Here is a 17,512-nt window from a genome sequence, read left to right as displayed (position 1 = left end):
CGTTTTGTGCACAGCGACAGGCTTTCTGCACCGGCGCGGGACCTCTTCTGTTTGTACTGTATCATATCCGGGAAAAAATTGCCCCCTCAAAAAAGCCGTTTTTTGGGGGGAAGCTCCAAAAAAATTTTTAGGAGGTTTTCCCTTTTTCTACCCATTTCCCCCCAAAAAGGGCCGTTTTTGGGGGGAAAATGGGGGTTTGGGAAGGGTCTCGTCCAACCAGGCCCTTGCGGGCTGCGGCGGCAGCGGCCTCCCCCGCCCCTTTGGCTGCAACTTGCGGAAAGGAAGCATGAAAATGGAACGAAGGACATTTTTGAAGCTTGCGGCGCTCGTCCCCGGTCTGGCGCTTGCGGGCTGCGGCGGCAGTAAGACCCTGCTCTCGCCCAAGGACCCCACCATGCTCAGCATCTGGCATGTATACGGCGAACAGGCCGACTCGCCCATGAACCGCCTGCTGACCGAGTTCAACGACACGGTGGGCAGGGAGAAGGGCATCCTGCTCAACGTGACCAACATGACCAACAGCGCCGCCATCGGCGGCCAGCTGCAGGACGCCAAGGCCGGCAAGCCCGGCGCGCTGGACCTGCCGGACCTGTTCTCGGCCCACCCCGCGGACGCTAGCGCTCTGGGCATTGAGAACCTTGTGGACTGGAACGACTGGTTCACCGCCGAGGACATGGCGGCCTATGTGCCCGGCTTTGTGCAGGACGGCATCATTGAGGGGCGGCAGGTGGTGTTCCCGGTGTCCAAATCCACCCAGCTCATCTTTTTGAACGGCTCCCAGTACGCCCGCTTTGCGGCGGACACCGGGGCGCAGCTTTCCACCCTTGCCACATGGGACGGATTTTTTGAAATGGCGGGTGCCTACCGGCAGTGGTCGCAGGGCAAGCCCTTCTGCGCGCTGGACTACCCCCTGCGTCTGGTGGAGCTGAACGCGCTGGAGCAGGGCAGCGGCGAGCTGTACAAGGGCAGCTGGTACGATCTGACCAACGAGACCTTCCGCGCCTCGTGGATGGAGTTTGCCCGGGCGCTGGTGCAGGGCGATATTCTGGTGTCGGACCTGTACTCCAACACGCAGGTGATGACCGGCGAAACGCTGGCGGGCCTTGGCAGCTCTGCGGCCATCCTTTATTACAATGATTTCGTCACCTACCCGGACAACACCACCGAGCCCACCGACCTGCTGCTGGCTCCCCTGCCCCACGCCGCAGGTACCGTCACGCCCCTGATGCCGCAGGCCGGTGTGGGCCTGTGCGCCTTCAAGACCACCGACCAGAAAGCCGAAGCCGCCGCCGTGTTCCTACGCTGGCTCACCGAACAGCAGCGCAATCTGGAATTTGCCGCCGATACCGGCTACATGCCGGTGTCCAGCGCCGCCTTTGACGCCATTGCGGACTATCCCTTTGAGCAGCAGAGCTATCAGCGGCTGTACGACGTCTACAACGAAATGCGCATCCAGAACACCCCCCTGTCCGAACCGGGCATCGTGGGGTACCACGCCAAGGCCAAAACCTTGTACGACAGCCTGCGCCAGCGCCAGAAGGACTACCCCCAGCGCCTTGCGGACGGCGAAACGCTGGAAGCCCTTGCCGAGGAAACATGGCAGCTGCTGTGTGACAATGCCTGAGCCTGCCGCTCAGCCGGAAAGGAGGGACTTTGATGCACTTTGTTGACCGGCACCGTGAAAAGATCCGCCAAAGCCCCATGAGCAGCCGGCTGCTGTGGGCCTGCCTGCTGCTGGTGGTGCTGCTGGTGTTGACCTTTGGTGCGGCGCTGTTCCTGTTTGCCAGCCTGCACAACACCAAAAAGGACATCAGCCGCAGTTTGCAGATCCAGTTTTCGGTGTTCCAGAACGATATGGAGCGCTATTTTGAGCAGCTGGCGGTCATGGGCGTGAACCTGTCCGAGGACATGAGCGCAGAGGTGGACAAGGAGCTTGCTCTGCGGCAGATGTCCTTTGCCCAGCTGAACGACTCCCCCGAGGTGCTGAACGCGCTGGAGGAGAAAATGCTCGAGCCGCTGTGCCGCTGTCTGCGCCAGACCGGCTGTTCCGGCGCTTTTGTGCTGCTGGATGCCACCGTCAACACCCGCATGGAGGGAGCAGAGCATTCCCGCGCCGGGCTGTATGTGCAGAAAAGCGGTGCCGACACCCCCACCGTGCCCCTGCTGCTGTACCGAGGCAGTGCGGAGGTGGGCAAGGCCCACAGCGTGATGCCCCACCGCAAGTGGCGCATGGAGTTTCAGACCGACCAGTTCCCGGACTACGACCGCTGGATGACCCCCGGCAGCGCCCCGCTGTACCAGTCTTACACGCTGACCGAGCGGTTCGAGCTGCCCGGCACCTCGGAGGAGGTGCAGTTGTTTTTGCTGCCCCTGCGGGGGCGGGACGGCACAATGTACGGGCTGTGCGGCTTTGAGATCAGCGAGAGCTACTTCAAGCAGAACTTTGCCCAGCCCACCGGCTTTGACCGGCTGAGCTGCCTGCTGGCCCCGGCGGGGGACGGCCTTGCCGCCGATGCCGCCCTCAGCAGCGGCACCACCGGCGGCTACTACCATGCCCCCCGGAACACGCTGGTGCTGCGCAGCATGGGCGGCGGGCTGACCCAGTTGACCGGCCCCGACAGCGCCTATGCGGGCATCTCCCAGCTGTGCCGCCTGAGCGAGAGTCAGTCCTACCGGCTGGCGGTGTGCATCCCCATGGCAGACTACCGGAGACTGGTCTTTTCCGGCAATCTGCAGATGCTGCTCATCGGCCTGTTCATCGCCTTTTTCGTGGTGTTCTGCTGCATGAACTTCCACCGGCGCATCCTCTCGCCTGCGTTCCGGCAGTTCGAGGAGGACCGGCGGGAGTCCCGGCGGCGGATGGACGAGCTGCAGCTGGAGCGCCAGCAGATGCAGACTGAGCTGTCCCGGCTGGCGGACGTGTGCCGCAACGAGTCGGTGCCCGATGCCTTCCAGACCTTTGTGGCGGGCATCCCCACCCTGACCAAGACCGAACGCCGCATCTTTGACGGCTACGCCGCCGGGCTGCGCACCCGGGAGATCGTGGAGCAGCTGGACATCAAAGACAGTACTCTGCGCTTCCACAACAAGAACATCTACGAAAAACTGGGTGTAAGCTCCCTCAAGCAGCTGCAGCAGTTCGTGGCGATCCTGAACTCCGGCAGCGGCAGCGCCCCGGACGAAAGCGACCCCAAGAAGGCCCGCTGAATGGAACGTTCCCGCACCGCAGCTTTCACCGGAAACAAGCAAAAATGAAGGGGCTATTGCAAAATAGCCCCAACGAATAAAAACGCAGCGCACCCCAATTCTATGGGCTGCACTGCGTCTGGCGTCTGGCTTGATTCAATTATTCTGCTATTCTGCCGCCAATTTCAAAAATTTCTTGTCCGACTGGATGCTCTGGGTCACAAATTTGCCATCCCGGAACAATGCGTATGTTGTGACAGGTGCAGGCACATTCTGTGCCGTCTCTTTCTCTGTGATGTGGATGGCTTTGAACGGGATCCCATGTTCCTTTGCAGCCTCCTGCACCTTTGGAACCCAGTAATAGGTGTAGGGGCACTGGTCGGTATAGTAGAGGACAAAGCCATTTTCCTCCACCTTGGGATGCTTGGCATAGTCTTTGAATCTTGGCGGCTGGGCGCTCTCTGCAAGGGGCAGATACATGAGATTGATCCCGCAATCGGAGATGTCCGAAACCTTAAAGCCCTTATGGGTCAAAAACTTGGGGTCAGCGAGGAACTCCCGTTTGCGCCCCTCGGCACACAGAATGCAAACGCCGTTTTTGCCCTGTGCCTTGGCATCCCGAAGGCATTCTTCCAGCAGGTCGCTGGAATAGCCGTGCCCTTTCAGGGAGCCGGAGACCCACAGACAGTTGATATAAAGCCAGCCTGCCGCATCAATGGGCACCCATGCGTTTTCTGCCGGGATGTACTCGATAAAGCATTTGCCGCGCTCCGCACTGCGGTAAAAAACAAGCCCCTCCGCAAAGCGCTGCTTGAGCCATTCCTTCTTGGCAAGGCTCTGTTGGCCGGACATGGCACAACAGATGTGTTCCTTGTCGATGTTTTCTTTTGTGATTCGGATATACTCCATCTTGCAGTTCCTCCTGCGGCTTACCGCATCCGTCCATCACCGCCCATCAAGGCGGTCATTTCCTCAATATAGTCCAGCGGGAACGGCGGAGAGCACAGCGGCTTCATGGCAATGCTCATGAGCTTCATGGGGTTGTCGTCTGCCGCCACCCGGTTGGAGCTGAGCTTTCCGCAGCGTTTGCAGCGGTGGATGATGGCCCACTCGCCGCCTTTGCGTACCCAGACGGCCACCGGCTACATGATGACGCCGAAGTTGTCTCCAAAATCGCATCAAAAATGGCCTGTTTACTGGGGAAATGGTTGTAAAGTGACGGAGCCTTGATGCCGACCGCCTTTGCAATTTCGCCCACGCTGACCGCATCATACCCTTTGGTCGAAAACAGTTCCAGAGATTTTTCCAGAATGCGCTGCTTGGTATCTTCCATTTTCCTTTGCCTTTCGCTAACTAACATTTGTTAGTTTTACTATAATCAAAAAAAGTTTCCATTGTCAAGAGGTTTCAAAGACAATGGAAATAAAATCGTGCCCGCAGCCTAGCGGCATCCATGATTGATTCAACACCCTCCACCGGCTGGCATCCCCAGTTATGTTCCGGGGATCAAGATTCCCCCAGAATGCGTGTTGCATCATATAGTATCTCCTTGCGGCTATTTACAGCTAACCCTATAAAAAGCATCCTACGCTCCGGCAAAAAGGTCAAGGGCTTTGCAGCAGAGCGGGTGCGGGCGGCTTCTTCTTCCGAAAAATTAGCTTCCATAAACATCCCTGCTTTTTCTTGACATCCCTTTGTATGCGTGTTATCTTAATTTCCGTCAATTAGCTTACCCTAACCATCTGAGGGGCTTTGCCCCGCAGGTTTTTCTTTGCGCGCAATGTTAGGAGCAGCTAACTGTATGGCAACGATTTTCTGCCACTGCGATAAGCTGCCAGCTGCCGGAGGGCACTGACGGCACCGGCTACTGGACCATCACCATCCGCGCACTGGGCTACGCCGACACGGTGGTCAAGTTCCAGACCACTGCCGAGAACCTTGCCAAGCATGAGCTGGCAAGCGATGCCGACCGCGCCGCCCTGCAGGCTGTGGTCGCCGAAGCACAGAGCAAGGCAAAGGCCGCTTACACCGCCGACAGCTATGCCAATCTGGAGACCGAGCTGGCCGAGAGCGTGGAGCTTTTGAGCCGCGAGACCCTGTATAAGGCCGCTGCACTGGAGCAGGTGACCCACCTGACCGATGCCGTGCAGAACCTGAAAGCTGCCTGATCCGGCAAAAAACAGAACATCAAAAAGGCAAGGTCGCTTTATGCAGGCGGCCTTGCTTTTCCGTGTCAGGAGGAGTTGGAATGAACAAAAAACGATGCAACACACTGCTGCCACTGGTGCAGCTGCTCCCGGCGGTGGCAGCAGCGGCAGCTGTGCTTTTTGCGCTGCCGCGCACCGCGCCGGTGCTGGCTGCCGTACCGGAAAGGCTGACAGCCGTGGTGGAGCAGCCGGTGGAAGCCGCTTCCGTTGAAGCGGAGGAAGAAGCCCTGCCCAAGCTGCCCTATGCCGACGGCGTTTACGTTGGCTCTTCCCGGGGCTACGGCGGTGCCGTCCGGGTGCAGGTGACCATGGAAAACGGCAGCATCGCGGAGGTCGAGATTCTGGATGCTTCCCACGAGACCAAGCAGTTTCTGCGGCGCGCAAAGCGGCTTTTGACCACCGTAATGGATGCCCAGAGCTGGGAGGTGGACGCCGTTTCCGAGGCGACCTACACCAGTCGGGGCATTCTGGGCGCGGTACAGAACGCCCTGACCGGCGAGGTGGTGAATAATCCCCTGCCGCCGCAGCCAAAGCCTTCCGCACCGCTGGTGGTGGAGGAATTTACTGCACCATCCACCTACCGTGACGGCATCTACACTGCCGAAGCCATAGGCTTTGAGGGCAAAATTACGGTACAGGTCACGGTGGCAGAGGATAAGATCACCGATATCACGGTTTTGAGTGCTGAGGATGAAGAAGAATATCTCTCCCGGGCAAAGCGGGTCATCCCCGCCATTCTGGAGGGACAAAGTCCCAACGTGGATGCCGTTTCCGGTGCCACCTACTCCTCCACCGGCATCCTGAACGCGGTCAAGCTGGCGCTGGCAAAGGCAGCGGTTGCCCCGGCAGAGGAAACCACCCCGGAGCAGACAGCATCGGAAGAAGTGGTGGAAGAAGCCGCGCCGTCCGAAGCGGCAGAACCCGAGGAAACGCCGGTCACTGCGCCCACCGTGGAGGTGGTGCAGCCGAAGGAAAAGCGCACCGTTCCTGCATGGCTCAAGGAAGTATGGCAGCAGCTTTTCCCGGCAGAAACACCGGACGATTCTGAACCGGAACCGGCATCTTCTGCGGAGGTGCTGCTGGCATCCGAGGCGGTGCTGCCGCCGGAAGAAACCGAACCTGAAACGGAAGGAGCAGCGGAATGAAATACAAGAATTTTCTCCTCCGGGCGGTGAACCTGCTGCTGATTCTGGGGATTCTGTGGCAATACCAGCAGGTGGCGTTAGTCCGGGCTGCGGCGGTGAGCCAGCGCAAGCAGGAGATTGCCGAGGTAGAAGCCTACAACACTTCCGTTTTGCAGGCGCAGAGCGCAGCGCAGGCAGAGCAGACCCAAAGCGGCTACCAGGACGGCACCTACGAGGGCAGCGCCTTTGGCTTTGGCGATGTCATCCGGGTGTCGGTGACCATCCAGAACGGAAAAATGACCGATATTGCGGTGCTGGACGCTTCCGGTGAAGATAAGCCCTACTATAAACAGGCACTGCCTTTGCTGGACGAGATGCTGGATGTGCAGTCTGCCGAGGTGGATACCGTTTCCGGCGCTACCCTCACGGCAGAAGGACTTATCGGTGCAGTAGAGGACGCACTGGGAAAGGCGGCAACATAATGGAAAAAACACAGACAAAGCCTTTAACGGCGGCGCAGCAGCGTCAGCGGGACAAAAAGCACCGCACATGGCTGCGCGCCGGGGTGCAGCTTTTCTTCTTTGTGACCATGCCGGGCGCATTCGTAGCTGGTTTTTCCGGGGTAAAACAGATCTTTCTGCACATCGGTGCGGGCGAGGTTCTCTCGGCAGATAGCTTCACGCTTTCCCTGCTGGGGCTGTGTGGCTTCACCCTTTTGTTCGACCGGTTTTTCTGCGGGTACGCCTGCGCCTTTGGCAGCTTGGGCGATGCCGTCTGGGTGCTTTCTGGCCTTATCCAGAAAAAGCTGCTCCGCCGCAAAAAGCAGCTCCGGCTGCCGGAGCGGGCGGTGCTTTGGGGGCAGAAGGTCAAATATCTGCTGCTGGCAGGGCTGGTGGCGCTGTATGTGACCTGGCAGGAAAAGCTGCTGACCGGCGCAAGCCCGTGGGAGGTATTTTCCCGCCTGACGGCTCTGCGTCTGCCGCCGGAGGGCTTCGGCGTGGGCATCGCGCTGCTTGTGCTCATTTTGCTGGGCATGGCGGTGCAGCACCGGTTCTTCTGTCAGTTTCTCTGCCCCATGGGTGCGGTGTTCGCCCTGCTGCCGGTGCTGCCCTTTGCGCGGCTGCACCGGCAGAACGATGGCTGCATCCCGGGCTGCAACGCCTGCAAGCAGCAGTGCCCGGTGTGCCTGAAGCTGGAGGAAAGCAGCCTGCGCAGCGGGGAGTGCATCGCCTGTGAAGCCTGCGTGGGCACCTGCCCCAAGCAGAACATCCACCGGTGGGATTTGGCTCTTTGCAAGCACCCGTGGCTGCCGGTGCTGGGTAAGGCGCTGCTCTTCTTCCTGCTGGGCTGCTGGCTGGGCTTCTGCCGGTTTATCTGAAACAAAAAAGGGAGGCCGCCGCACAATATCGTGCAGCGCCTCCCTTTTGGCTAAGACGATTTTGAATGCCCTCCGCTATGCTCTGGGCATTTTCATCGGAAAAACTATTTATAATTTCGGAACGCCGGAGCGTCTGCGGACGCTCCGGCGTTCCATTTTCACGGTAAAGGCTTCTGCTCCAACAGGTCTGTCATGCTGCGCAGACTGATGCCAAGGGTAGAAAGGTTATGCAGCATCGCGCTGGTAGCCGGGGGCAGAATGCCCAGTGCGCCCAGAAGAATGAGCGCGGAGTTGAAGCTGAGGACGAACCGGTAATTGCTGCCCACCCGCTTTTGCAGGGCGTTGGCAATGGCTTTTAAAGTCACCAGCTCTTCCAGACTGTCTGCGCGGATGGTCACATCGGCGATCTCCCGGGCGATGGCGGCACCGGAATGGATGGCGATGCCGATATCTGCCGCCGACAAGGCGGGCGAATCGTTGATGCCGTCGCCGATCATCACTACCGTATGTCCCTCGGCCTTGGCGTCGCGGACAAAGGCGGCTTTATCCTCCGGCAGCACCTCCGCAAAGCAGCGGTCCACCCCCACCTGCGCCGCAATGGCGCGGGCAGTGCGGTCGCTGTCGCCGGTCATCATGACCGTCTGGGCAATGCCCAGTCTCCGAAGCTTATGCAGAACCTGTGCCGCCTCCGGGCGCAGGGGGTCTGCGATGCAGATGACCCCCGCCAGCACCCCGGAAGCAGCCAGATACAGGTGGGAATACCGGGGGTCCAGCGCATCGAACTTTGCCTGTTCCCCTGCCGGGATGGTGCAGCCCTCGTCCTCAAAAATGAAGTGGGCGCTGCCAATGACCACCCGCGTGCCGCCCACCCGGCTGGCAATGCCGTGCGCCACGATATACTCCACCTCGGAGTGCATCTCTTCGTGGGAGATGCCCCGCTCTCTGGCAGCACGGACAACGGCGTTTGCCATGGAATGGGGGAAGTGCTCTTCCAGACAGGCGGCAAGCTGCAATACCTCCCGCTCCTCACAGCCGGAGAAAGGCACTACCTGCACCACCTGCGGGGTGGCGCGGGTGAGAGTGCCGGTCTTATCGAACACGATGGTGTCCGCCTTTGCCAGCGCTTCCAGATACTTGCCGCCCTTTACGGTGATGTGGTATTCCCCGCACTCCCGCATGGCAGAAAGCACCGCCAGCGGCATGGAAAGCTTCAGCGCACAGGAAAAGTCCACCATCAAAATGGAGATGGCGCGGGTGACGTTGCGGGTAAAGGCGTAGGTAGCCACCGTACCGGCAAGGCACCACGGCACCAGACGGTCGGCCAGCTGCAAAGCCCGGTTCTCGGTACCGGACTTGAGCTTTTCCGATTCCTCGATCATCGCCACGATCTTATCGTAGCGGTTAGCACCGCCCTCTGCCTTGGCCACAAGGACGCATTCGCCCTCTTCCACCACCGTGCCGGCGTAGACGGTGGCGCCGGTGGTCTTGCGCACCGGCATGGACTCGCCGGTCAGGGCAGCCTGATTGACCATGGCCTCGCCCTCCAGCACCATACCGTCCAACGGGATCATGTTGCCGGAACGCACCACTACTTCGTCCCCGGCGTGAACGCGGGTCAACGGCACCAGTACCTCGCCCTGCGGGGTGCGCACCCAGACCTTGTCCACGTTCAGTGCCATGCTGCGGGCAAGGTCATCCAAGCTCTTTTTCCTTGTCCACTCTTCCAGCAAGCTGCTCACCGTCAGCAGGAACATCACCGACCCTGCGGTGCTGTAATCCCCCCGCAGGAGGGAGGCTGTGATGCTGAGCGCATCCAGCACCTCTACTTCCAGCTTGCGGTGCAGCAGGCAGCGGATCCCCTTCCAGATAAAGGCGATGGAGCGCCACACCGTATATGCCGCCGCGATGGGCGCGGGCAGGAACACCTTGCGGAACGCCCGCCCCGCCACAAGACCGACCATCTTTTCCTGATATTCCTGATTGATCTTCCGGCTGTCGTGAGAGGTGACCAGCACCTCCAATTCTTCGTTGTCAAAGCGGTAGGCCGCCAGCAGGGCGGCGGCGTCCTTCCGGCTGCCCCGGTAGGTCAGCACCACATCTCCGGTGCGCTCGTAGACGGTGGCTTTCTGGATATTGTCCTGCCCGTTCAGGTAGGCTTCCAGCACGTCTGCCCGGTGCAACGTCATGCGCACAGCGCAGACGTGCACCCGCATCCGCCCCTTCCCTTCATGTAGGATCGTACATTTCATTGCTTTTCTTACCCCTCTGTGCAAAAAGAGCCGCCCAAAGCGGCGGCTCTGCTGCGCTATATCACTGTGCGGTCTGCTCTGCGGGCTGCTCTTCTTCAGCCGTATCCTCGATGACCTCCTGTGCAGCCTCGGCGGCGCGGCTCTCGTTGATGGCCTTTGCATCGGCAAGGATGTCACCGGCCTCCTCCTGCACCTTATTCACGGTCTGCATGGTGCAGTCCTTCATCCGCAGCACCGCAGCGGTGGTCTGGGTGTAGACCTTTTTGGCGTCCTTACTGGACAGCACCTTGAAGCCGGCAGAGCCGAACACCACACCGCCCAAAAACAGTGCAAGCTTTTTTGTATCAAACATATTTACCCCTCGTTTCTGTATTTCCTATCTGAGCACCCATCCCCTTGAGCGGGGCAGGCTCTTTATCTTTATATATTAGCACGCTTTCGGGCTTTTTCAATGGTTTTCGACGATGTTAGGACGTATTAACATTGTTAGCAGCAGTTTGATGCGGAGGATCTTTTTGGTCATACTCCCTTGCAGAGAGCAGCAGGCCGCAGTCTATATTTGTTTTGGGTATGTAGAAAACCCTGCAAATTCCAACACCGTCGGAATCCGCAGGGTCGATTTCAAGCTATTTATGCGTTCAACGCCTTGTCGAGATAGCATTTCACTTCCTTCGGCTTCAGACCGGCTTCTTTCTCCAAAGCGGTGCGGATCACCTCCAGATAGTTCGGAGACGGTGCCTTCTGCGGGCGGGTCGTGCTGCTGATCAAGGTATAGACCGGCAGATTATCCTTGCCCATCCCCAGCAGGAACTGATGCCCGTACCAGTTGGCCGAGGCACCCTCCTGCCGCATGATGTCATGCAGCTGGTCCCTCGTAATGCGGTACAGCCGGAACAATACCGATTCATAACCCGCCGGGTCATAAAAAGCCACGCCGCCGTAATCCCAGCTGGGGCTTTCGTTGCCGAAATACAGTCTGCCGCGATAATCCGTCCAATACGATTCCTTCCACAGCGTAGTATCGTTACAGCCGTAGTAGTGTTTTCCGTTGGGCGCTACGCCGCCCTGCACATAGCATCGGAACCGTTCCTCGGACAGGTTGGAGCCGTAGCAGGCATACCAGACTTCTTCCTCATGCTTCGGCTGCCAGCAGGAACGCTCTAAACAGCCCTGCGTACCCTTATTATATAAGTAGGCTTCTGCACGAAGGCTGCCCTGCTCAGACTTCACCCACACCTCCCGGCGCAGATAGAGGTTGCCCTCGTCCTCATAGCTATCCATCTCTGCCATCATCTTCGGCGAGACAAAGTATACCTCACCCAGAACCGCTTCGTTTTTCTTCTGCACGATTCCGGGGTATGCGCCCAGATCCACCATGGTATGGTCGTGCAGGGTATACCGCCGGGAGTAGATCGAATCCTTCAACAGATCGTGGGCGGGCTGTTCCTGCATCAGCGTCCCATAAACAAAGAGCGTATGGGTCTTGCCGTGATAAGCTGCCACAACCTGTTCCAACTCTGCGGTGATCGGCACAGGCCACATTCCCATTTCCACCATCGACGTGTGGTTCTGCTTTGCCCTTACAATGTCGCGTTCGAACATCTGAATGGTGTCCCGCACCAATGCCGTGAACTCTGCGCAAAGATCACCGTTTTCCTCAACGAATGCCTTAACATCGGCCTTGGCCAGCAAGATCAGATTGCGGCGCTGCCCGGAGCCTGCATCCAGTCCATGGTCACGCAGTCCGCGCCCCGTGCAGCCATGCAGCAGGTTCTTGAAAAAAGCCGTCCGTGCTTCGTCAAAGATTTCCCGCATGGTCTGCCATGCGTAGATGGCTGCTGCCGCCGCATAGCTCGGATGGTACTGCAAATCCACCCGGCAATCGGATGGCATGGTTTTGTCGATCACCAGCGGGATCAAGCCCTCTTCAGTCTGGAGAACTGCAGCCGCATCCAGAAATGCAGCCATCTCTGTCCGGGAAAGGGTGCGGTAGCGCTCCTGCTCGGCTGCGAGGTACAAGGCCTCTGCGCAGTCAAATGCCTGCTGTACGCCGTTTTCCTGTTCAACTGAAAAGCGGCACAGAGGTTTCTTGTAAGCATTATCAAAATTCATCATGGTGTTCTCCTTTTATTGCGGTGTGTTTCGTTCTGACACCATGATAGCACTGGATTCATCAAATACGCGGTAATAGAGAGACGTCAGTTGTATCTAACTTTCAAAATCTCATCCAGCATGACCCTCTCCCCGATTTTTTCTTTTAGGATATACTCTTTGCCCAGTTTTTGATATTGCGCTTCGTCTACGACTGCAATTTCAAAAGGCTGGTATCTGGAAACAAAATAGAATCTGCACTTCGGAAAAAATTTATCCTTGCATTGAATCGTATAAACGTGTTCCATTCCGTAACGTGCATCTTTGAGGGCAAGCATCAGATCAATGCCGTCATCATAGCGGTTCAGCATCTCCGTCTCCGTAAAGAACTCGTCGACCCAATGCTCCGCTTTCCATTCCATCTTATTCAAAAACGCACCGAATGCCACCGCCTCTTTTTCTTCTGCCGCACTCCTATTCACATATCGTGTAACACGGTCCTCCGAAACATAGGCCTCTCGTATCCGCTTCTTTGCGTAAGGTGACAACTGACTCCATGGGGGATGTTCACCGCCTGCGCATAGTCCGGCGCGGCATTCAACACATCCCGCAGGATCTTCCAGATGTACACAAAGGGCACCAGTGCCACCAGTGCGCTGACCGCAGACAGTACCCACGAAGCGTAGGTGAAATATCGGTAGTTCTCAGCGTAACCCATCAGCCGGGAAAGATCGGACTGTTTTTTCACGAAAAAAACTCCTTCAAAAAATTTATGCAAAAATCGCATCGTCCGTCACCCTTTCTTTTTGTACCCGCAGTCGCAGTAGGGTCCGCCGGAGGCAAGGGTGTACTGCCGCACAAATTCGGTCACACCGCTCGCTTCGCTCATGGTGTAGTCCAGATGGCACAAAGCGGGGGTCAGGTCGTACAGACCCAGTTCCTTCATCAGCACACAGATGCCGCACTTGGTAAAGCGTCCCTCGTAGTCGCTGCCATCCGGGTATTCGTAAAACTCCATGTTCCACGAGTAGGGGTTGCGGTCGGCGGCTTTCAGGGCGGCAGTGGCTTTCATAGCGGCAATGTCCTTTGGGGTAAACTTGCTTTTTCCGCTTTTGCGGCAGAACCACTGCATGGGCTTTGTCATCATGGATCTTGCGTAGTAATCCGTCAGCCTGTCCACCTCTGGGCGTTGCGGCATGGAGAGAATGAACGCGCCGAGCATTGCGCAGTTGACGATGTTCATCTTGAAGCGGTCCGCTTTTTCAAACTCCGGCAGCCTGCGAATGATCTGCCGGTATTGCGGCTTTGCCTTTTTCGTGATGGCTTTTGCGGTAGCTGCATCATAGCCCAGCACAGCAGTCAGCTGCTTTTGAAAGGAACCGGCAAACAGCACCCACATTCCCATGGGCATCCCGGCATATTTCATTGTCTGTCTCCAAATCCGATTTTCACGATCTGCATTTTCATCCCGTTGTCTCCAACCTTTGCGAGGAATCGGAAAAAGTTGCTGACAGAAGGATCTTTCAAATCGTTATACCCCAGCATATAGCCCCGGCTGGACACTTGTAAGCGATTGTCCCACGGGGAAAGCTCGCTTTTCGCATCTGAAACCGCGAAATATGCTCCCACATCCTTGATTTTCGCCGTCCTGAGCCACGTTTTGGCGATCATCTTCACCGCCGTACGGTTGGCGGCATCGAACACCAGCACCCCGCCGGGAAAAGCGTCCGCCATCCCCTGCACCAGTTCCCGAACCTGCTCCGTCAGGAAGTAATAGAACACCCCGGAGGCAAAAAATACCGCCCCGCCGGAGGCATCGATCTTGTCAAACCATGCGGGGTCTTTCAGATCGCAGGGGATATTTTGTTCCCGTTCCCCGGCGGGCAGAAGCTGCTGCCGCAAGGCGATCACATCCGGGAAGTCCAGATTGTAGATTTTACAGCTGCCGTTGTCGCAGGCTCTGCCGGTGTTATCCAGCCCGCAGCCCAGATTGACCACTGCCGCGCAGGGGTGGTTTTTCAGGTACGCCTGCACCTCAAAGGCAAGGTCATTCTGCCGCATGGCGACCTCCAGCACACCAAAGCGCTGCATCAGGCTGCGGGAATTTTTCTCTGCCTGCGAAAAATCGTAGTCGATCTGGTCGAGCAGCCGAACCGCTGTTTCATCCCGGTAAAGGTTCGGATACAGCTCTGTGCACAACTTCCGGGAATACAGTGGGAGGATCAGCGTCTCCTGCACGGTGTTTTTCTCGATTTTGTATTTCATAGGTTCCTCCCTCAGTGAGTAAAAACAGTCATCATTGCCGCCAGCACCGCCGCTATGACTGCCATGCCCACCGTATAGTGCAGAGTGATTTTCGCCAGAATTTCCTTTTTGCAGGGTTTGGAATATAGCACATGGCAGCTACGGTCAATTTGTAATTCGCCGTCCTTCATCTTCCCACGCCTTTTAGAAAACCGCTCTTTGCATTTTCTTCGGTGTCGTCCGATTCGTCGTAGGCATCATAGGGCGCCGATGGGTCGTGTACTCGTTTTTTGAATGGTGAACGGCGCTTGTCTTTGTGGGCAAACGCAAAGGCAAAATTGTCCGTCCATCCCGTGTGACCGGTGATGAAATATGGATGCAGCCCACGTGCGCGCAGTTTCTGCTCCAGCTCCGCCAGTGACTGCACAGCCAGCTTATTGTCCTCCGCCAGCGAGGAAATGAAGCTGTAGCCGCCGTCCGCGCCAAACCACAGCGTGTCGCCGGTAAAGAGATATTTCCCGTCCACAAGGTATACCATGTGCCCCCATGTATGACCGGGAACCAGAAAACACTCGATCCTGACGCCGTCAATATCAAAGACCTCTCCATCGTGAAGCAGCTGCTTTTCGTTGTAGATGGTCACTTGCGGCAGCTTATAGAGATGATAAATAACCTTGCGGCGTGCTTCTCCAATCAGATACCGGTTCTCGATCTCGCCGATGTACAGATTCGCATTCCGGAACAGCCCCGGACTGTCTGCTTCCACCGCACCCACATGGTCGGTGTCCTGATGGGTGATAAGGATATGGTGTATCGACTTCGGATCAATCCCAAGCCAGCTCATTTTTTCGGCAAGGCGGTCGTAGTTATATCCCGCATCGACCATAATAGTCGTATCGCCTTTGCGGTAGAAGAAGATGTTCGCCACCCATTCGCGCACGCAGGCAACATTCTCGTCGATCCAGCCGGTGTTCAAAGGCTTGAAGATCTCCTTGCCCCGGTACATCCAGCTCATCGCTTTTCTTTGGAATTCCGTTGCTTTTTTCGACATGATCACACCTCATTTCTGTGCTGTGACGCACAGCCAGCCCCTTTTATTTTTGTGGCTTTGGATCTGACAAAATCCTGCTTTTTCCAGATACTCTTTCAGTGCAGTATCCGTATAGATGGTCATGCCATCGATGATCTGCGTCCATTTGTCGTCTTTTGTCGTTTCGCCGTTTGCTTCGTTACAGATGAAGAAGACCCCGCCGGGCTTCAGTACCCGATAGACCTCTCTGAAATTCTGTGCAAGCTCCGGCCAGAAATAGACCGTTTCAAAGGCGGTCACCACATCAAACTGCTCCGCTTCAAACGGCAGTTCTGCCACACTTGCCTGCTGCACAGTACACTGCCCTGCTGCAATGGCACCTGCATTGACCTTTCGCGCTTTTTCTACACTGACTGCCGAATAGTCGATGCCCTGCACCTTGCCGTTGGGGCACAGTTTCAACAGCGTTTTAATGTTCGCTCCACCGCCGCAGCCGCAGTCCAGCACCATGGCATCCGGGGCAGGCTGTAAAAAACGCAGCCCCCATTCTGCCATTGCGCTGTGTCCAAAGTTCATCATAGCAACCACGATCTTCCCGCCAAGGCCTACGGGCTTTCGGGTGTTTTCAAAGAAGGACATAACGCCACCCTCTTTCTGTTTACCGTTCACAATGCAATGCTTTTTACCAGATGCGCCCACTGCTCCGGGTGACAGGCCAGCAATTCCTCGTGCTGCAAGTTAGGCAGAGCTAACTTTTTTTGTTCTATAAAAAGCCGCTTCTCAGCGGTCTTTCTGCCAAAATAATACGCCCTGCCGTCTCCTCTGTCAAGAAGTTTAGGCATTTTCGGGAATTCCGAAAATGATTTCGCTTCCGTCCCCCAACCGTCACCCCAGTGCTACGTCCAGCACCATCATCACGCTGAAGCCCACCGCAAAAAATACCGTACCAACGTTGGAGTGCTGCCCCTGCGACATTTCCGGGATCAGTTCCTCCACCACCACATACAGCATGGCTCCGGCGGCAAAGCTGAGCAGATAGGGCAAAGCAGGCACCACGATGCCTGCCGCCAGAATCGTCAGCACTGCCCCGATGGGCTCTACGATGCCGGACAGCACACCGCCCCAGAACGCCCGACCTTTTTTCATTCCTTCCGCCCGCAGTGGCATGGAGATGATAGCACCCTCCGGGAAGTTCTGGATAGCAATGCCAAGGGAAAGTGCCAGCGCCCCGGCGGCAGTGATCTGAGCCGTTCCGGCAAGGTAACCGGCATAGACTACGCCCACTGCCATGCCCTCCGGGATGTTGTGCAGCGTTACCGCCAGAACCATCATGGTGGTGCGCTGGAGCTGGCTTTTTGGCCCTTCGGCCTGCAAACTGTTCTGGTGCAGATGCGGAATGAGATGGTCCAGCAGCAGCAAAAACAGGATACCCAGCCAGAAACCCACCGCCGCCGGGAAAAACGCCAGCCTGCCCAGATCTGCAGCCTGTTCCATGGCTGGGATCAGCAAGCTCCATACCGATGCCGCCACCATCACTCCGGCGGCAAAGCCGGTGAGGGCGCGCTGGATGCCGTCACGCAGAGAGTTTTTCAAAAAGAACACACAGCCCGCTCCAAGGCTTGTGCCCAGAAAAGGGATCAAGATCCCCCAGAATGCGTCTTGTATCATGTAGTACCTCCTTGTGGTTAAATGTAACTAACCATACAGGCAGTATACTGCGCTCCGGCAAAAAGGTCAAGGGCTTTGCGGTATAGAGGATGCAGATCGTTTCCTGCACCGAAAAATTTACCTCTGCAAACTTGCCGGTTTCTGCTTGACAACGCCCTGTGGGAGTGCTATTTTTACTTTGTGAATTTGTTTTGCCTAACTATCTGAGGGGTTTTCCCCCTGCATTTTTTTGCGCCAATTGTTAGGTAAAGCTAACTATTTTTTCAAAACTGAGATAGAGGTGTGTTACCATGAGATTGAAAAAAGTATTTGCAGGTGCACTTGCGGCCGCTATG

Annotated in this window: 20 protein-coding genes and 1 pseudogene; 6 read left to right on the top strand and 15 right to left on the bottom strand. The window is 57.0% G+C overall.

The window, feature by feature from the left end; translation table 11 throughout:
• The first annotated feature begins 292 nt into the window (after positions 1–292).
• Together WMO44_RS00105 and WMO44_RS00100 are read left to right on the top strand one after the other, a co-directional pair.
• Positions 293–1,624 carry an ABC transporter substrate-binding protein gene (locus WMO44_RS00105; protein WP_349151347.1) on the top strand — a complete coding sequence of 444 codons (1,332 nt, stop codon included), beginning with the start codon at positions 293–295 and terminating at the stop codon, positions 1,622–1,624.
• Between the two features lie 32 nt (positions 1,625–1,656).
• On the top strand, positions 1,657–3,207 hold the full coding sequence (locus WMO44_RS00100) for a helix-turn-helix transcriptional regulator (protein WP_349151346.1): 1,551 nt from the start codon (positions 1,657–1,659) through the stop codon (positions 3,205–3,207).
• Positions 3,208–3,354: 147 nt separating this feature from the next.
• Here the strand turns inward: WMO44_RS00100 and WMO44_RS00095 are convergent, their stop codons facing one another.
• The 4 genes and pseudogenes from WMO44_RS00095 to WMO44_RS00080 form a co-directional block, all read right to left on the bottom strand.
• Positions 3,355–4,095 (bottom strand): GNAT family N-acetyltransferase, encoded by a 741-nt coding sequence (locus WMO44_RS00095; protein ID WP_349151345.1) that lies wholly within the window; start codon positions 4,093–4,095, stop codon positions 3,355–3,357.
• Between the two features lie 20 nt (positions 4,096–4,115).
• Positions 4,116–4,325, bottom strand: a complete 210-nt coding sequence (locus WMO44_RS00090; protein ID WP_435387722.1) for an RNHCP domain-containing protein — start codon at positions 4,323–4,325, stop codon at positions 4,116–4,118.
• A gap of 20 nt (positions 4,326–4,345) precedes the next feature.
• Positions 4,346–4,546 (bottom strand): annotated as a pseudogene (locus tag WMO44_RS00085) (TetR/AcrR family transcriptional regulator); the annotation flags it as partial.
• Positions 4,547–4,692: 146 nt separating this feature from the next.
• Positions 4,693–4,851 carry a hypothetical protein gene (locus WMO44_RS00080; protein ID WP_349151344.1) on the bottom strand — a complete coding sequence of 53 codons (159 nt, stop codon included), beginning with the start codon at positions 4,849–4,851 and terminating at the stop codon, positions 4,693–4,695.
• 161 nt (positions 4,852–5,012) lie between these two features.
• Between WMO44_RS00080 and WMO44_RS00075 the strand changes: the two genes are divergently transcribed.
• The 4 genes from WMO44_RS00075 to WMO44_RS00060 all read left to right on the top strand — a co-directional run bounded on the left by WMO44_RS00075 (position 5,013) and on the right by WMO44_RS00060 (position 7,895).
• Positions 5,013–5,354 (top strand): penicillin-binding Tp47 domain C-containing protein, encoded by a 342-nt coding sequence (locus tag WMO44_RS00075; RefSeq protein WP_349151597.1) that lies wholly within the window; start codon positions 5,013–5,015, stop codon positions 5,352–5,354.
• An 80-nt stretch (positions 5,355–5,434) separates the two neighbouring features.
• A complete protein-coding gene (locus WMO44_RS00070) occupies positions 5,435–6,538 on the top strand; it encodes an FMN-binding protein (RefSeq protein ID WP_118658937.1) in 1,104 nt (367 codons plus the stop codon).
• Complete coding sequence (locus WMO44_RS00065) at positions 6,535–6,999, top strand: FMN-binding protein (RefSeq protein ID WP_118658938.1); 465 nt, start codon at positions 6,535–6,537, stop codon at positions 6,997–6,999. The genes WMO44_RS00070 and WMO44_RS00065 overlap by 4 nt, the downstream gene beginning before the upstream one ends.
• Complete coding sequence (locus WMO44_RS00060; protein WP_349151343.1) at positions 6,999–7,895, top strand: 4Fe-4S binding protein; 897 nt, start codon at positions 6,999–7,001, stop codon at positions 7,893–7,895. Before WMO44_RS00065 ends, WMO44_RS00060 begins: the two co-directional genes overlap by 1 nt.
• A 158-nt stretch (positions 7,896–8,053) precedes the next feature.
• Here WMO44_RS00060 and WMO44_RS00055 read toward each other — a convergent pair whose 3' ends face one another.
• The 11 genes from WMO44_RS00055 to WMO44_RS00005 all read right to left on the bottom strand — a co-directional run bounded on the left by WMO44_RS00055 (position 8,054) and on the right by WMO44_RS00005 (position 17,177).
• A complete protein-coding gene (locus WMO44_RS00055) occupies positions 8,054–10,144 on the bottom strand; it encodes a heavy metal translocating P-type ATPase (RefSeq protein WP_349151342.1) in 2,091 nt (696 codons plus the stop codon).
• 61 nt (positions 10,145–10,205) lie between these two features.
• Positions 10,206–10,496, bottom strand: a complete 291-nt coding sequence (locus tag WMO44_RS00050; protein WP_005928119.1) for a DUF6110 family protein — start codon at positions 10,494–10,496, stop codon at positions 10,206–10,208.
• 278 nt (positions 10,497–10,774) lie between these two features.
• Entirely contained in the window at positions 10,775–12,259 is a 1,485-nt protein-coding gene (locus WMO44_RS00045) for a gamma-glutamylcyclotransferase family protein (protein WP_349151341.1), read from the bottom strand.
• 83 nt (positions 12,260–12,342) lie between these two features.
• Positions 12,343–12,717: a hypothetical protein gene (locus WMO44_RS00040; RefSeq protein WP_349151340.1), complete on the bottom strand. Its 375-nt coding sequence runs from the start codon at positions 12,715–12,717 to the stop codon at positions 12,343–12,345.
• Positions 12,714–12,983, bottom strand: a complete 270-nt coding sequence (locus WMO44_RS00035; RefSeq protein ID WP_349151603.1) for a hypothetical protein — start codon at positions 12,981–12,983, stop codon at positions 12,714–12,716. The genes WMO44_RS00040 and WMO44_RS00035 overlap by 4 nt, the downstream gene beginning before the upstream one ends.
• Positions 12,984–13,028: 45 nt before the next feature.
• Positions 13,029–13,661, bottom strand: coding sequence for an L-2-amino-thiazoline-4-carboxylic acid hydrolase (locus WMO44_RS00030; RefSeq protein WP_349151339.1), 633 nt, complete (start codon positions 13,659–13,661; stop codon positions 13,029–13,031).
• The gene (locus WMO44_RS00025; protein ID WP_349151338.1) at positions 13,658–14,500 is read right to left on the bottom strand and encodes a class I SAM-dependent methyltransferase; all 843 of its coding nucleotides are present in this window, start codon (positions 14,498–14,500) and stop codon (positions 13,658–13,660) included. The genes WMO44_RS00030 and WMO44_RS00025 overlap by 4 nt, the downstream gene beginning before the upstream one ends.
• An 11-nt stretch (positions 14,501–14,511) precedes the next feature.
• The gene (locus WMO44_RS00020; RefSeq protein ID WP_349151337.1) at positions 14,512–14,670 is read right to left on the bottom strand and encodes a hypothetical protein; all 159 of its coding nucleotides are present in this window, start codon (positions 14,668–14,670) and stop codon (positions 14,512–14,514) included.
• On the bottom strand, positions 14,667–15,530 hold the full coding sequence (locus WMO44_RS00015; RefSeq protein ID WP_349151336.1) for an MBL fold metallo-hydrolase: 864 nt from the start codon (positions 15,528–15,530) through the stop codon (positions 14,667–14,669). Before WMO44_RS00015 ends, WMO44_RS00020 begins: the two co-directional genes overlap by 4 nt.
• A 9-nt stretch (positions 15,531–15,539) precedes the next feature.
• The gene (locus WMO44_RS00010; protein ID WP_349151335.1) at positions 15,540–16,148 is read right to left on the bottom strand and encodes a class I SAM-dependent methyltransferase; all 609 of its coding nucleotides are present in this window, start codon (positions 16,146–16,148) and stop codon (positions 15,540–15,542) included.
• 246 nt (positions 16,149–16,394) lie between these two features.
• The gene (locus WMO44_RS00005; protein ID WP_097770701.1) at positions 16,395–17,177 is read right to left on the bottom strand and encodes a ZIP family metal transporter; all 783 of its coding nucleotides are present in this window, start codon (positions 17,175–17,177) and stop codon (positions 16,395–16,397) included.
• Positions 17,178–17,512: the final 335 nt, after the last annotated feature.

Source organism: Faecalibacterium tardum (assembly GCF_040096515.1).
In the GTDB taxonomy this organism is placed as follows: Bacteria; Bacillota; Clostridia; order Oscillospirales; family Ruminococcaceae; genus Faecalibacterium; species Faecalibacterium tardum.
The sequence above is the reverse complement of the archived record's forward strand: the minus strand, read 5'-3'. Positions and strand labels throughout refer to the sequence as shown.